This is a genomic window from Pseudoclavibacter sp. RFBI5 (assembly GCF_002931395.1).
Lineage (GTDB): Bacteria > Actinomycetota > Actinomycetes > Actinomycetales > Microbacteriaceae > Pseudoclavibacter.
Genome location: NZ_PSYA01000006.1, coordinates 52,033 through 66,876 on the forward strand (window position 1 = coordinate 52,033; position 14,844 = coordinate 66,876).

The 14,844-nt window shown below is 70.4% G+C and carries 13 protein-coding genes; 6 read left to right on the plus strand and 7 right to left on the minus strand.

Annotation, left to right across the window (positions count from 1 at the left end):
• Window positions 1–19: 19 nt before the first annotated feature.
• Window positions 20–202: an antitoxin gene (locus tag C5E06_RS04765; RefSeq protein ID WP_104240552.1), complete on the plus strand. Its 183-nt coding sequence runs from the start codon at window positions 20–22 to the stop codon at window positions 200–202.
• 99 nt (window positions 203–301) lie between these two features.
• Here the strand turns inward: C5E06_RS04765 and C5E06_RS04770 are convergent, their stop codons facing one another.
• Window positions 302–1,603, minus strand: a complete 1,302-nt coding sequence (locus C5E06_RS04770) for an NAD(P)/FAD-dependent oxidoreductase (protein WP_104306165.1) — start codon at window positions 1,601–1,603, stop codon at window positions 302–304.
• A gap of 238 nt (window positions 1,604–1,841) precedes the next feature.
• Between C5E06_RS04770 and C5E06_RS04775 the strand changes: the two genes are divergently transcribed.
• From C5E06_RS04775 to C5E06_RS04785, 3 genes are all read left to right on the plus strand, one after another.
• On the plus strand, window positions 1,842–2,690 hold the full coding sequence (locus tag C5E06_RS04775; protein WP_104240554.1) for an ABC transporter permease: 849 nt from the start codon (window positions 1,842–1,844) through the stop codon (window positions 2,688–2,690).
• Between the two features lie 62 nt (window positions 2,691–2,752).
• Complete coding sequence (locus C5E06_RS04780) at window positions 2,753–3,802, plus strand: ABC transporter substrate-binding protein (RefSeq protein WP_104240555.1); 1,050 nt, start codon at window positions 2,753–2,755, stop codon at window positions 3,800–3,802.
• The gene (locus C5E06_RS04785) at window positions 3,799–4,623 is read left to right on the plus strand and encodes an ABC transporter ATP-binding protein (protein WP_104240556.1); all 825 of its coding nucleotides are present in this window, start codon (window positions 3,799–3,801) and stop codon (window positions 4,621–4,623) included. The genes C5E06_RS04780 and C5E06_RS04785 overlap by 4 nt, the downstream gene beginning before the upstream one ends.
• A 237-nt stretch (window positions 4,624–4,860) precedes the next feature.
• Here the strand turns inward: C5E06_RS04785 and C5E06_RS04790 are convergent, their stop codons facing one another.
• From C5E06_RS04790 to C5E06_RS04805, 4 genes are all read right to left on the minus strand, one after another.
• Window positions 4,861–5,739 (minus strand): sugar phosphate isomerase/epimerase, encoded by an 879-nt coding sequence (locus C5E06_RS04790; protein WP_104306166.1) that lies wholly within the window; start codon window positions 5,737–5,739, stop codon window positions 4,861–4,863.
• The gene (locus C5E06_RS04795; protein ID WP_374953222.1) at window positions 5,736–6,959 is read right to left on the minus strand and encodes a dihydrodipicolinate synthase family protein; all 1,224 of its coding nucleotides are present in this window, start codon (window positions 6,957–6,959) and stop codon (window positions 5,736–5,738) included. Before C5E06_RS04795 ends, C5E06_RS04790 begins: the two co-directional genes overlap by 4 nt.
• Window positions 6,956–8,113, minus strand: a complete 1,158-nt coding sequence (locus tag C5E06_RS04800; RefSeq protein ID WP_104306167.1) for a Gfo/Idh/MocA family protein — start codon at window positions 8,111–8,113, stop codon at window positions 6,956–6,958. Before C5E06_RS04800 ends, C5E06_RS04795 begins: the two co-directional genes overlap by 4 nt.
• Before the next feature lie 198 nt (window positions 8,114–8,311).
• Window positions 8,312–9,349 (minus strand): LacI family DNA-binding transcriptional regulator, encoded by a 1,038-nt coding sequence (locus C5E06_RS04805; RefSeq protein ID WP_104298433.1) that lies wholly within the window; start codon window positions 9,347–9,349, stop codon window positions 8,312–8,314.
• Between the two features lie 101 nt (window positions 9,350–9,450).
• On the opposite strand from C5E06_RS04805, the gene C5E06_RS04810 reads away from it, so the two are divergent.
• On the plus strand, window positions 9,451–10,602 hold the full coding sequence (locus C5E06_RS04810) for a glycerate kinase (protein WP_104306168.1): 1,152 nt from the start codon (window positions 9,451–9,453) through the stop codon (window positions 10,600–10,602).
• Window positions 10,603–10,623: 21 nt separating this feature from the next.
• Here C5E06_RS04810 and C5E06_RS04815 read toward each other — a convergent pair whose 3' ends face one another.
• A complete protein-coding gene (locus C5E06_RS04815) occupies window positions 10,624–11,139 on the minus strand; it encodes an O-acetyl-ADP-ribose deacetylase (protein ID WP_104306169.1) in 516 nt (171 codons plus the stop codon).
• 233 nt (window positions 11,140–11,372) lie between these two features.
• Between C5E06_RS04815 and C5E06_RS04820 the strand changes: the two genes are divergently transcribed.
• On the plus strand, window positions 11,373–12,983 hold the full coding sequence (locus C5E06_RS04820; RefSeq protein ID WP_104306170.1) for an L-lactate permease: 1,611 nt from the start codon (window positions 11,373–11,375) through the stop codon (window positions 12,981–12,983).
• Window positions 12,984–13,759: 776 nt separating this feature from the next.
• Here C5E06_RS04820 and C5E06_RS04825 read toward each other — a convergent pair.
• Entirely contained in the window at window positions 13,760–14,161 is a 402-nt protein-coding gene (locus C5E06_RS04825) for a VOC family protein (RefSeq protein WP_104240563.1), read from the minus strand.
• Between the last annotated feature and the right edge of the window lie 683 nt (window positions 14,162–14,844).

A 14,844-nucleotide genomic window follows, 5' to 3' on the forward strand; every position in this document is an offset into this window, starting at 1 on the left:
ACGAAGTGAAGGAGACCGAATGGTATTCGAGAACATCGGCGACAAGGCAGCGCAGGCGGCGAACAGCGAGCAGGGCGAGCAGTTCACCGATCACGCGTTCGACGCGGCCGGAGACCACGCGGACACCGCGATCGGCAATCAGCACGACGAGCACATCCAGAAGATGCGCGACGGCGCCGACGCGGCAGTCGGCACCGAGTAGCACCGTCATCGCGGCGCTGCCGCAGACCACGAAGGCCCGCCCAGGTGGCGGGCCTTCGTCGTCTGCTGGCGGGCAGTCGCTGGCGCTGGTGGCACGGCGTCAGCGGATGCGGGTGCGCAGCTCCTCGGTCGACGTAACGCCGTCGTCGATCACGGCTCGGGCCGCGTCGCGGAGCGCTTCGCTCTCGCCGACGTCCCAGAGCAGCACGCCGACGGGTGCCCCCGACTCGTCGCGGAAGTAGGTGACGCGGCTCTGGTCGGACTCACCGGACTCGGGGAGCGGTACGTCCAGCACGTCGAGCTCCGGGTCGAGGGTGCCGACCGCTTCCCACCGCGTGCCGAACACCATCGAGTAGAAGTACGGGGTGTGCGAGTAGGGCTCGGCGGCGCCCGCCATCGAACGGCCCGCGGCCGCCCCCATCTCGGTGGCGTTGTCGACGTGCTCGACGCGCGTCTGGCCGAGCACCGGGTCCGGGTAGACGGCGATGTCGCCGGCCGCCCAGATGGCCGGGTCGATGGTGCGGAGCTGCTCGTCGACGACCACGCCTCCGTCGTCGACCACGAGGCCGGAGTCCTCCGCCAGGTCGACGACGGGCTTCGCTCCGAGGCCGAACACGACGAAGTCGGCCTCCGTCTCCGCTCCGTTGTCGAACACGACGGTCACACCATCCGGGGTGGTCGCGGGGGAGGGGGCGCCAGTCGCGGTCTCCACGGTCTCGGCGGTCTCGGCTGCCTCCGCGGTCGCCTCGTCGTAGGGTGCCCGCACCTCGGCGCGCACGCGCTCGACGCGGCGCCCGGGCACGAGCCCCACGCCGTGCTCCACGAACAGCGCCTGGAATCGTTCGGCGAGCGACGGCGGGAACGTGGATGCGCCGAGCACCTCGTCGGGGAAGACCAGGTCGACCTCCACGTGGTTCTGCGCGAGGGCCGCCGCGATCTCCGTGCCGATGTACCCGCCGCCGACGACGACCGCGTGGGTGTTCCCCTCGCTGAGCTCGCGCAGGCGTCGGTAATCGCTCGCCGAGCGGAAGAAGAGGATGCGCGTGCTCTCGGGCACGTCGATCTCGACGGGCTTCGAGCCTGTCGCGAGCAGCAGCTTGCCGTAGCTGACGGTCTCGCCGGTGTCGGTCGTGACGGTCTTCGCCTCGCGGTCGATGCCCGTCACGAGCGTGCCGAGCGTGATCTCGGCGCCCGTCGCGTCGCTCGTGCCGAGCGGCGTCTGCTCCCACGTGAAGTCGGGGTCGACCCAGAGCTTCTTCGAGAGCGCGGGCCGAGCGTAGGGTTCGTCGACGTCGGCGCTCAGGATGCCGATGGTGCCCGTGTCGTCTCGTTCGCGGATGCCGCGGGCGGCCGCATCCGCGACCATTCCTCCGCCGATGATCAAGTAGTCGTAAGCGCTCATGTGCTCGAGGCTACGAACCGAGCTCGGGTGGCGCCTGGGAGCGGGGGCGGGGAGTTGCCCTCGGCCCGGGCTCGCCCGTGCGGCGAATTGGAAAGCGCTCCCTGCATCACTGACGGTTGTCTCGCGGATCATTCCACGTTATGTTGGAGCAATCGGGAAAGCGGTTACCCACTGTGAGAGCTCAACCGGGTGCCGCGTTCGACCGAGTCCCCTCTTACAACGCTGTAAGGAGCTCCGCATGACGAGCGCAACCACAAACACCCCAGTCATCGGCTCGCCGACTGACGCAACGCCCCCACCCGTGAAGCGACGCTCCATCGCCAAGGGACTCTCCGGCTACACCTACCCGGCCATCTTCCTCATCGTCGCGTTCGCGGCCTGGTGGGCGGTGACGGAGACCGGAACCGTCGCCTCCTACATCCTGCCCTCGCCCGCCGACACCCTCGCGGCGTTCACCGACAACCCGCAGTACCTGTGGGACAACACGTGGGTGACCACCGTCGAGACCGTCATCGGCTTCGCCCTCTCCGTGGTCCTCGGCGTCGCGGTCGCCGTGATCATGGTCTACTCCCGCACCCTCGAGCGCACCTTCTACCCGCTGATCCTGTTCGCGCAGGTCATCCCGAAGATCGCCATCGCGCCGCTCTTCATCGTGTGGATGGGGTTCGGTCCCGAACCGAAGATCCTCGTCGCCGTGCTCATGGCCTTCTTCCCCATCGTCATCGCCGGCATCAGCGGTCTCCGCACGATCGACCCCGAGATCCTGGAGCTCACGAGCACCATGGGCGCCTCACGATGGAAGACGTTCGTGAAGGTGCGCTTCCCCGCCGCGCTGCCGGAGCTGCTCTCCGGCATGAAGGTCGCCGCGACGCTCGCCGTCACGGGAGCCGTCGTCGGCGAGTTCGTCGGCGCCAACGCCGGCCTCGGCTACGTCATCCTGCAGGCCAACGGCAACGTCGACACCGCCATGCTGTTCGCCGCCCTCATCATCATGTCCCTCCTCGGCATCCTCCTCTTCGCCGTCATCCTCGTCGCTGAGCGCTTCCTCGTGCCCTGGCACGCGTCGCGTCGCAACCTCGAGAGCTGACAGCAGCCATCTCCCACCACCTCGACCCTCACCGCCTCGACCCACAACTGGAAAGGCCCCTCATGTCAAAGAAGACAATCCGCAACGGGCTCGTCACCGCCGTCGCCGCCAGCGCGCTCCTCCTCACCGCGTGCTCCGGGAACGCATCCCCCGAACCGGGAGCCGCCGGAGCTGACGGCGAAGCCGGCCTCACCGACGTGACGCTCATGCTCAACTGGTACCCGTACGGCGAGCACGCCCCCTTCTACTACGGGGTCGAACAGGGCATCTTCGAAGAGCACGGCATCAACCTCACGATCCAGGCGGGCCAGGGGTCGACGAAGACCGCCCAGGCCGTCGGCCAAGGGCAGGTGGACTTCGGCTGGGCAGACACCCCGGCCGTGCTCGCCAACATCGACAAGGGCGTGAGCATCCGCAGCGTCGGGGTCTTCCTGCAGACCACGCCGTCCGCCGTGCAGGTCTTCACCGACTCCGGCATCTCGACGCCCGCCGACCTCAAGGGCAAGACCATCGCGACGTCCGCGGGAGACGCGCCGACGACGACGTTCCCGCTCTACCTGGAAGCCGCCGGCCTGGAAGAGGGGGATGTCACGCAGCAGAACCTCGACGCCGCCGGCAAGATGGCCGCGATGATCAACGAGCAGGTCGACGGGCTCATCGGCTTCGCCCACGACCAGGGCCCGACGATCGCCGCGCAGAGCGGCAAGGACGTCACCTACCTGAAGTACTCCGACGTCGGACTGAACTTCTTCAGCAACGGCCTCATCGCCAACACCGATCTCATCGAGAGCAACCCGGACCTCGTCGAGAACATGGTCGCCGCGACCTCCGAGGCGTACGCGGCAGCCACCGAGGCGCCTGAGGATGCCGTCGCCGCCATGGACGGCAAGGACCCGCAGATGCCCGCGGCCGAAGTGCTCATCGAGCAGTGGAACAACACCATCCCGCTCCTCACGTCCCCCGAGAGCGACGGCAACGCCCCCGGCGTGAACACGACCGGAGACTGGGAAGCGACCATCGAGGTGCTCTCCACGGCCGGGCTCATCGAGGAGGCGAAGCCCGTCGAGGACTACTTCGACGCGAGCTTCGAGCCGAGCGGAGCGGCAGAATGAGCATGACGGTCAACGAGCGCACGGCGCCCTCCTCGGCGGGCGGCCACCAGGACTACCTGCTCGGCATCGACGACGTCGGCATCCGCTTCGAGACGAAGCGACGCAGCGTGCAGGCGCTGCGCGACGTCGACCTGCACGTCCGCAAAGGGGAGTTCGTCTCCATCGTGGGGCCGTCGGGATGCGGGAAGTCGACCCTGCTGCGGGCGGTCGCCGGCCTCACCGTGCCGACCGAGGGAACCATCGAGCTGCGCGGCTCCCGAGTCACCTCGCCGCGGCAGGACGTCGGGTTCGTCTTCCAGCGACCGGCCCTGCTGCCGTGGCGAGACGTGCGCGGCAACATCCTGCTGCAGGCCGAGATGCGAGGCCTCGACAAGGCGGCAGCGTCGAAACGGTGCGACGAGCTCCTCGAGCTCACGAGCCTCACCGACTTCGCGAAGGCCCTCCCGCACGAGCTGTCCGGCGGCATGCAGCAGCGCGTCTCGCTGTGCCGGGCCCTCCTGCATGACCCCGATGTCCTCCTCATGGACGAGCCGTTCGGGGCCCTGGATGCGCTCACGAGGGAGCACCTCAACGTCGAGCTCCAGCGCCTCTGGGCGCAGACCGACCTGACCGTGCTCCTCGTGACGCACTCCGTGCCCGAGGCCGTCTACCTGGCGAGCAGGGTGGTGCTCATGGGGCCGCGCCCCGGCACGATCATCCAGGAGTTCGACGTCGACCTGCCGCGCGAACGCGAGTACGAGCCGACGCTCGAGGACCCGCGCTTTCACAAGGTCGCCGGGCGCATCCGCGAACTCCTCGGCAGCCCTCTCGGCGGCGACTGAACGCCCCGCCGAACCGCGACCATCGAAGCACCTGGCCCGCTCACCGCAAGGTGGGCGGGCCTCTTCGTGCGACGGCACGCCCGCCCCGGGTCCCGGCAGAGCAGCGCGGGCACCGTGCGCCGGCACGCCCGCGCCCGGCACGCCCATCCCGTGCTCCGGCAGAACAGCGCGGGCACACAGCAGAGCGCCTGCCCCGGATCGGGGCAGGCGCTCTGCTCGCTCGTGCGGGGGCTGGCCTCAGCCGCGCACCGGCAGCGCGAGGTGGGTGCCGACGTGCGTTCTGAATGCCTCGACCGTGTCGGCGAGCGCCTCGTCGAAGTCCTTCGCCCACAGCTCGGCGTTGAACACCTCGACCTCGACGTCGCCCGCGTAGCCGGCGTCGGTGACCCAGCTCGTGAGCTCGGCGAAGTCGATGATCCCGGCGCCGGGGAGGTGGCGGCTCAGCAGCACGTCGGCGGGGAGGGGAGTTGCCCAATCGCACACCTGGTAAGAGGCGATTCGGCCGTCTCTCCCGGCCCTGGCGATCTGCTCCTGGGCATCCGGATCCCACCAGACGTGGAACGAGTCGATGACCACGCCGACGGCGGGGCTCCCGACACGATCGGCGAGGTCGAGCGCCTGCTTGAGGGTCGAGAGCACCGCCCGGTCGGACGCGTACATGGGGTGCAGGGGCTCGAGCACAAGCGTGACGCCCGCCGCCTGCGCCTCGGGCGCGAGCTCGGCGATGGCCTCCTCGAGGCGGCCGCGGGCCCCCGCGAGGTCGCGGCTTCCCTCCGGGATGCCTCCCGCGACGATGATGAGCGACGCCGACGACCCGGGAGCGCCGGCCGCGGCGAGCGTCGCCGCCTCCTCGATGGCCCTGCGGTTGTCGTCGATGGCCGACCGACGCTCAGCGCCCTCCGGCATCGTCACGAACCCGCCGCGGCAGTGGCTGGAGAACCGCAGCCCGGAGTCGGCGAGCATGCGCGCCGCCTCCGCGAGGCCGACATCCGCGACCGGCTCCCGCCACAGCCCGATGCTCTGCACGCCCTGACGCACGGTCGCATCGACGGCCTGCCGCAGCGAGGCGTGCTTGATCGTCGCCTGGTTGATCGACAGGCGGGGGTGCGCGCTCATGTGAGCACCCCCGAGGTGGCGTCGACGCCGTTGAGGCGCAGCATCGCGTGCCAGCGTTCAGCCGCGAGCTCGGGCCGCTCGAGCGCCCCGGACGTGTTCGCGAGCTCCACGATGCGCGAGAGGTGCGGGAGGCTGCGGGCCGCGTGCAGCCCGCCCACCATCTGGAACGCATCCTGGTGGCCGTTCAGCCAGCTGAGGAACGCGACGCCCGTCTTGTAGTAGAAGGTGGGGGCGGCGAAGACCTGCCGCGACAGCTCCTGCGTCGGCTCGAGGATGCGCCGGAACCCAGCGGGGTCGCCCGCGTCGAGGGCCTGCACGGCGGCGGATGCGCTCGGCGCGAGCACGCTGAACGCGCCGAGGAGGGCGTCGGAGTGGATGCCGTCCGCGTCGTCCTCGATCAGCTCGACGTAGTTGAAGTCGTCGCCCGTGAACATCGTGACGCCCTCGGGGAGGCGTGCGCGAACGGCCCGTTCGGCGTCCGCATCCAGGAGGCTCATCTTGATGCCGCTGACCTTGTCGGCGTGCTCCTCGATGAGGGTGATGACAAGGTCGGACGCCTGCTGCCAGGCGTCGGCGCCGAAGTAGCCGCGCAGAGCAGGGTCGAACGCGGTGCCGAGCCAGTGCAGCACCGCCTTCGACGAGACGGCGCCGAGCACGCGCGTGTAGACGCGGGCGTAGTCGGCGGGGGACTGCGCCGCGCGGGCCAGGTGTCGGCTCGCCATGATGACGGGAAGCGCGCCTTGCTCCTCCGCGAACTTCAGCTGCTCGAGGTAGGCGTGCTCGATCTCGTCGAGGGTCAGCACCTCCTCCGTGCGGGAGTCGGTGTTGACGCCGACGGCGATACTGCCGCCCTCCTCGCGCGCGGCCGCGGAGCTGCGGGCGATGAGCTCGCGCGTCGCACGAGCGTCGAGTCCCATGTTGCGCTGAGCCGTGTCCATGGCGTCGGCGACGCCGAGCCCCCACGACCAGAGCTGCCGCCGGTAGCCGAGCGTCGCATCCCAGTCGATGTCGGCAGGTGCGCCAGGCACGTTGTCGGCCGTCGCGCGGGGGATGACGTGCGCCGCCGCGTACAGCTCGCGGGAGCGGAGCGCGCCCGTCGGGCGCTGGAAGGCGGGGGCCTCGAGCAGCTCGACCCGCGACGACTCGCCAGCGGGGGAGAGCAGGGCGAGCCGAGTGCCGGTCACCGTCCGCGTGCTGTCGATCACCTGCGTCGCCGTCACTTCGCACCCGCCTGATCTGCCAGCGACACGCGGCGGCCAGACGCATTCGACTCGAGTGCGGCCTCGGCGAGCAGCATGCCCTTGGCCCCCGAGCGGAAGTCGTAGTCGTGGGTGCCGTCCTCGAGCACGTAGCGGAGGAACTCGATCCACTGCAGCTTGAAGCCGTTGTCGACGGCGTCGTTCTGCGGCACCTCGATCCAGTCCGCAGAGTAGTCGTGCTCGTCGCGCAGGTCGGGGTTCCAGGTGGGCTTCGGGGTGACGTTGCGGGGCTGCACCTTGGCGCCGAAGAGGCCGACGACGGCGCTCCCGTGCGTGCCGTCGACGTGGATCTCGACGAGCTCGTCGCGGTTGACGCGCACGGTCCAGCTCGAGTTGAACTGCACGATCGGTCCGTCGGCGAGGTCGAAGATCGCGTACGCCGCGTCGTCGGCGGTCGCCGTGTAGCGCTTTCCCGCCTCGTCGACGCGCTCAGGGATGTGGGTGCGCGTCTCGGCGTAGACGGAGGAGATCTCGCCGAAGAGGTTCTCGATGACGTAGTTCCAGTGCGGGAACATGTCGACGACGATGCCGCCGCCGTCCTCGGAACGGTAGTTCCAGCTCGGGCGCTGCGACGGCTGCCAGTCGCCTTCGAAGACCCAGTAGCCGAACTCGCCGCGCACGGAGAGGATCTCGCCGAAGAAGCCGCTCTCGATGAGGCGGCGCAGCTTGATGAGGCCCGGCAGGTAGAGCTTGTCGTGGACGACGCCGTTCTTGACGCCGGCCGCCTCCGCCTCCTCGGCGAGGGCCAGCGCGTCGGCGTAGCTCTCCGCCGTGGGCTTCTCGGTGTAGATGGCCTTGCCGGCGGCGATGGCCTTGCGGATCGCCGGGACGCGCAGCCGCGTGATGAGGGCGTCGAAGTAGACGGGGAAGTCCTCGTCGGCGAGGGCGACGTCGAGGTCGGTCGTGTACTTGTCGATGCCGTGCTTCGCGGCCAGCTCGCGGAGGCGCTCCTCGTTGCGGGCGACGAGGTAGAGCTCGATCGGGCGACGCGTGCCGTCCGACAGCGGGATGCCGCCCTCGTCGCGGAGGGCGAGCAGTGAGCGGACGAGGTGCTGGCGGTAGCCCATGCGCCCCGTCGCGCCGTTGACGATGATCCCGAGCTTGTCCGTGGTCATATCCATCCTCTCGTCTGAGTCTCGGCGTTGAGACTTCGACCAGCGTATTGGAAAGCGCTTACCGAAACAAGCGCGAGATCGAAGCGGGGTGCCTGGGCCTGGTCTGCGGGCCTAGTCGAGGGAGGTCTCGCGGGGAGTTTCGCGGGAGATCTCGCGGGTGGTGTCACCGGTGGCGTCGCGGACGCCTTGGCGAACGGGTCAGCCGCGGCGCGGAGTGCTCTCGCGGATGACGACGGCCGTGTTGACGGGCAGCACGACGGGGCCGTCCTTGCCGCGCTCCGCGAGGGCGAGGCGCACGGCGCGGTAGCCCATGTCGCTCAGGGGTGCGACGACGGTCGTGAGGGGAGGGGTCACGTCGCGCACGAGCGCGATGTCGTCGAAGCCGGCGACGGACACGTCGCGGCCGGGTTCCTTGCCGAGGTCCCGGAGGGCGGTGAGGACGCCCGTGGCCATGAGGTCGCTGGTCGCGAAGATGGTGTCGGTGTCCGGGAAGCGGGAGAGGAGCGTGCGCAGCGCCTCGTAGCCGCCGTCGCGGGTGAAGGAGGTGGAGATGACGGCGTCGTCGTCGATGCCGAGGTCCGACTCCGCGAGCCCCTCGGTGAAGCCATCCACTCGGTCTCGGTTGGTGAGCAGCTCCAGGGGCCCCGTGATGATCCCGAACCTCCGGCCGCCCTGGTTCACGAGCTGACGAGCGAGCTCCTGCGCGCCGTCGCGGTTGCGGAGCTCGACGACGTCGAAGGGGGAAGGGGCCTGGGCGACGAGCACGACTCGCCCGCCGGAGGCGTCGTACGCGAGCAGCTGCTCTTCGAGGGCCGCCTGCTGCGGGTCGTCGATGCGCCGGGACCCGGTGAGGATGATGGCGCGGGGGCGCTGCCCGCGCAGGGTGCGCACGATCTCGAGCTCGTTCGTGACGCTCCGCTCTGCCGCGGCGATGGTCACGATGAGGTTGGCTTCCTCGGCGCCGCGCATGACGCCCGCCGCGATGGCGCTGAAGTACGGGTCGGCGATGTCGCTCACGACCACGGCGATGGTCGAGGAAGCGCCCCTCGCGACGGCCTGCGCGCTCAGGTTGGGTGAGTAGCCGAGCCGGTCGGCGGTCTCCTGGACGCGCTTCTTGATCTCCTCGTTCACGCGCCTGCCAGCGCTGCCGTTGATGGCGCGCGAGGCGGTTGCGATCGAGACGCCGGCCGCCTGCGCGACCTCGCCGAGCGTGACGTGGTTTCCGTGTCGACTCACGTGTCTCCTCCCCGGCGCGCGACGGTGCGCGCCGCCCTGAATATCTGGAGCCTAGCGGGAAACGCTTTCCTCGGGCGCGTTCCGGTCGGTAGGTTGGGGGCATGCAGCGCCGCACCGTCATCGCACCGGATTCGTTCAAGGGCACCGCTTCGGCGGCCGAGGTCGCCGCGGCGATCAGGCGGGGCTGGCTTCGCGCCAGGCCCGGGGACGAGTGCGTGGAGGTGCCGATGGCCGATGGCGGCGAGGGGACGACCGCGGCCATCGCCGGCTCGGTTCCAGGCGCGCGAGTGGCATCGGTGCGCGTCGAGGGGCCGCTCGGCGCCCCCGTTGACGCTGAGCTCGTGGAGCTCCCGGACGGCACCTGGGTCGTCGAGCTGGCGGAGACGAGCGGCATCGCGCTGCTCGACGGGGTGGACCGCGAGTCGTGCGCCCGAGCGTCGACCATCGGGCTCGGTCAGGCGATCAGGTTCGCGGCGGAGCACGGCGCGAGGCGGGTGCTCGTCGGGCTGGGAAGCAGTGCGTCGACCGACGGCGGCGCGGGGATGCTGTCGGCGCTCGGCGTGCGGTTCCTCGACGCCGCTGGCGCTGACATCCCGCTCGGGAATCGCGGACTGCACTCGCTCGAGAGCGTCGATATCTCCGGGCTCGTCCGGCTCCCCGCCGACGGCCTTGTCGCGCTGACCGATGTCGTGAATCCGCTCTTCGGGGTGGCCGGGGCCGCCGCCGTGTTCGGGCCGCAGAAGGGCGCATCCGCCGACGATGTTCCCCTGCTCGAGGCCGGGCTCACGCGGCTCGCGCAGGTGCTCGACGGGGCGCCGGAGGCGAGCGGCGATGTCCTCGCGCTCGCGGCGCATCCGGGTGCCGGTGCGGCTGGCGGCACGGGATTCGGCCTGCTCGCGGTCGGCGCGGAAGTCTCGGCGGGCGCCGTGGCGGTCGCCGAGGCGGTCGGCCTGCGGGAGCTGCTGCGCGGGGCCGACCTCGTCATCACCGGGGAGGGCAGCTTCGACGCGCAGTCCGAGGCAGGCAAGGTCCCCTCGCTCGTGCGCAGGCTCGCGCAGGAGGAAGGCGCACGCTTCGGGGTGATCGCTGGCCGTGTGGGCCTTGGCGCCGAGGAGCGGGCGGTGCTTGCGCGGGACGGGGTCAGCATCGTGTCCTTGTCGGAGCTCGCCGGCTCCGGCCAGCGCGCCATGGACGAGACCCTCGACTGGGTCGAGGTCGCGGGGGAGCGGATGGCGGGCACGCTCGAGTTCTGACCCGCCTGGCCGGGAAGGGCGTCAGGCGTCAGCGGCGCGATCGCGAAGCTCGCGCTCCACTCGGGCGAGGACCTCGGGGTCGCGCACGACGATGCGCGCTTCCTCGACCTGCGACCCCGAGCCCGAGATGGTGTCGATGGCGGCGGCGATCGCGTCCTCGAGCGGCCAGGCGTAGATGCCGGCGCTGACGAGAGGGAAGGCGACAGAGGTGGCGCCGAGCTCGTCGGCGACCTCGAGCGAGCGCCGGTAGCAGGAGGTGAGCAGCGTGCGGTCGCGCTGGCCCGAGCCGTAGTCGGGCCCGACGGTGTGGATGACCCATCGTGCTGGCAGCTCCCCGGCGGTCGTATATCCGGCATCCCCGGTCGCAAGGCCGTCCGGGAACCTGGCTACGCAGTCGCGCAGTACCGCGGGCCCGCCCGCACGGTGGATGGCGCCGTCGACCCCGCCGCCCCCGCGCATCCCGTTGTTCGCCGCGTTCACGACCGCGTCGACGGCCTGCTCGGTGATGTCTCCGAGAACTGCCACGATTCGCGTCATGAGAGCAGTCTGTCGCAGTGGCGCCGAGCGAAACGGCGGATGCGGTGACAGCTCAGCGCGGGGCGCGGCGAATCCGGCGAACGCAGAGGCCGGGGCCGAGGCGGCGGCAGCAGATCGGGCGGCACTTCGCCGGTGAAACGCTCGCCCCGCGAGACCCATGCCCGCTACTGTGACGAGCAGAGCTCAGCGCACGCTCCCCAGCGCTCTCGAGCTCACGATGGACGGAGCTTCTCATGTGGATGCAGGACATCGACCCGTTCGGAAATCCCTGGTTGTCGGCGCTCGTCGCCGTGATCCCGATCGCCATCTTCTTCATCTGCCTCACGGCGCTCAAGATGAAGGGCATCCTCGCCGCCAGCATCGCCGTCGTCGCCGAGATCCTCGTGGCGCTCGTCGCGTTCGGGATGCCGGGGACCGCCGTCGCAGGGTCGGGGCTCCTCGGCGTCCTCACCGCCATCTGGCCCATCGCATACATCATCGTCATGGCCGTCTGGCTGTATCGCCTCGCCGTCGCGAGCGGACGCTTCGACGTGATCCGCGCCTCCATCTCGGGCATCTCGCCGGACCAGCGCATCCAGGTGCTGCTCATCAGCTTCGCGTTCGGCGCGTTCCTCGAGGGCGCGGCGGGCTTCGGGGTGCCGATCGCGATCTGCGCGGCCCTCCTCGTGCAGCTCGGCTTCAAGCCGGTGAAGGCCGCCATGCTGTCCCTCGTCGCGAACGTCGCGGCGGGAGCATACGGCGCGATCGGCATCCCCGTGATCGTCGGCGCGCAGGTGGCCGGCGTCGAGGTGCTCGAGATGTCCCGCATGATGACGCTGCTCCTGCAGCCCCTCACATTCCTCGTGCCGTTCCTGCTCGTCATGATCCTCGACGGCTGGCGCGGCCTCCGCGAGACCTGGCCGGCGACCCTCGTCGTGAGCGTCGTCTTCAGCGGCGTGCAGGCGTCCGTGCTGTGGTTCCTCGGGCCGGAACTCGCCGACCTCGGGTCGGGCCTCGCGGCGATGCTCGCGCTCTTCGTGTTCGGCCGCGTCTGGCAGCCGAAACGCATCTTCCGCGAAGGCGGAGGGGAGGCGCCGGCCGTGGAACGTCACAGCGTGCGCGAGATCGCGGTCGCCTGGAGCCCCTTCTACATCCTCACGGGCCTCATCCTCGTGTGGAGCATCCCCGCGTTCAAGCAGCTCTTCGCCGTCGACGGGCCGCTTGCCGCCGCGGTCATCAAGTTCCCGATTCCGGGCCTCACCGGCGAGATCGCGCTCTCGAGCGGTGACCCCGTCGCGACCACCTGGGACTTCGCCCCCATCAGCGCCACCGGCACCGCCATCCTGCTCGCCGTCGTCGTGTCGTTCCTCACGACGCCGAGCCTCAAGGCCGCAGACCTGTGGGGGCAGCTCGCCGCCACGTTCCGCGAGCTCTGGCAGGCGCTGGTGCTCATCGCGCTCATCCTCGTGCTCGCGAACATCGCGAACTACTCGGGCGGCTCCGCGAGCATCGGGAGCGCGCTCGCCGCCGTCGGCCCCGTCTTCCCGCTCCTCGCGCCCATCATCGGGTGGCTCGGCGTGTTCCTCACCGGATCGGTCGTCAACAACAACACGCTCTTCGGGCCCCTGCAGGTCGCGACGGCCGGACGCATCGGCGTCGCGCCCTCGCTGCTCGTCGCCGCCAACACGGCAGGCGGCACGACGGCGAAGGTCATCTCGCCGCAGTCGATCGCCATCGCCGCGGGCGCAGTCGGTCTCTCGGGCCGCGAGGGAGAGATCCTCCGCAGCTCCATCGGCTACAGCCTCGGGATGCTCGCCTTCATCTGCGTCTGGAGCCTCACCCTCTCGATGTTGCTGCCCTCCTGAGTGCGCTGGCGCCCGCTGGTGCAAGCCGGGACGCGCCGGGACGCGCGCAGGGTTGTGGCTTGGTGCGGTCGCGGAGCCCCCAAGGAGCGTTTTGCCACAACTCTGCGGTGCCACTGGGTGAGCGGGGTGAGCGGGTGTGGCGTCCGGTCTGGTGCGCGACCGCGCGGGGTGAGCCGGCCTCGGCGCCTGGTCCGATGCCTGGTCCGGTGCGTGTCGGTCGGCGCGTGCCGGGACGTACACAGTGTTGTGGCTTGGTGCGGTCGCGGAGCCCCCAAGGAGCACTTCCCCACAACTCTGCGATGGCGCCGGGGCGCGGCGGTGCGGGCACGCGTTGGGCGGGCGAGTGCGTGTCCCCGTGCGCAGGGTTGTGGCTTGGTGCTGTTGCGGTGCTTGCGAGGAGCGTTTGCCCACAATTCTGCGGTGGTGTCCGGCGCGCAGTGGTGCAGGAGGTGTGCAGGGTTGTGGCTGGGTGCGGTTGCGGAGCTCCCAAGGAGCGTTTTGCCACAACTTTGGGGGCGGCGCGGGGTGAGTCGGCTTCGATGCCTGCTCGGGCGCGCGTTGCGCGGGCGAGTGCGTGTCCCCGTGCGCAGCGTTGTGGCTTGGTGCGGTCGCGGAGCCCCCAAGGCGCGTTTTGCCACAACTCTGCGGTGGTGCCCGGCGCGCAGTGGTGCAGGATGCTCGCAGCGTTGTGGCTGGGTGCGGTTGCGGTGCTCAGCAGGTGCACCAAGCCACAACTCTGTGCGGGGGAGCTGTGGCCGGAGGCGCTAGCGCGGCACCTACTTCGAGACGAAGAACTCCAGCGCGATCTGGTCGGGGTCCTTGAAGCTCAGCGCGTAGCCATACGCCGCCTCGACGATGCCGCTGTGTTCGATACCGTGCTCGCTCAGGTGGCTTGCCCACGCCTCGAGCTCATCGCGGCTCTCGACGGTGAGCCCGATGTGATCGAGTCCCGGCGAGAACGGCGAGAACCCTCCGCCACTCGCCCCGTCGGTGCCGCCGTCGTGCTGCGTGAGTCCGAGGTTCGTGCCGCCCGGCAGCGCGAACAGCTTGCGGTGCAGCGATTCGTCGTCGATCTCGGTCGCCGGGGCGAAGCCGAAGACCTGCTCGTAGAAGGCGACGCTCGTCTCGAGGTCGCGGACGGTCACCGCGAGGTGATGGATGTTCGTGAAGGTGGGCATCGTCGCTCATTCCTGCGCGCGTCGGGGCTGCGCGCTCCGCCATCCATCTAACGCCGGTCCCGCTGGGAAGAACCGGGATGCTGCGGGCTCCGAGCGGCACGGGAATCCGAGCGGCCGGCTTTGGCGGCAGCGGTGTGGCGAAGTGCGGTTGCGGTGCTTCGCGAGCGCACTTACCCACAACCTTGGCGCCGGGACAGCGAGCGAGGGGCCGCGAAGGAGGCTGCGAGGGAGGGGCTGAGAGAGACTGAGCGGGAGAGCTCGAGGGGCGAGAAGCCGGGAGCCGATCGGCAGGGGGCCCGAGAAGCCGGGAGCCGATCGGTAGGGGCCCGAGACGCCGGGAGCCGATCGGCAGGGGCCCGAGACGCCAGGAGCCCGAGCGGAGGGTCCCGAGCGGCACGGGAATCCGAGCGGCCGCCTTTGACAGCAGCGGTGTGGCCAAGTGCGGTTGCGGTGCTTCGCGAGCGCACTTACCCACAACCTTGGCGCCGGGACAGTGGGGGAGCGCGAAAGGAAGCGAGAGGAAGGCCGACAGCGCGAGAGGAAGGCCGACAGCGCGAGAGAGCCCGAGGAGCGCGGGGGCGCCCGCAGACGCAGGCGCCCGCAGACGCAGGTACCCGCAGACACAGCTGTGGCGAACCGGCACCCAGGAGTCCGCGGGTGCGGTTCGCCACAGCGTCCGACCG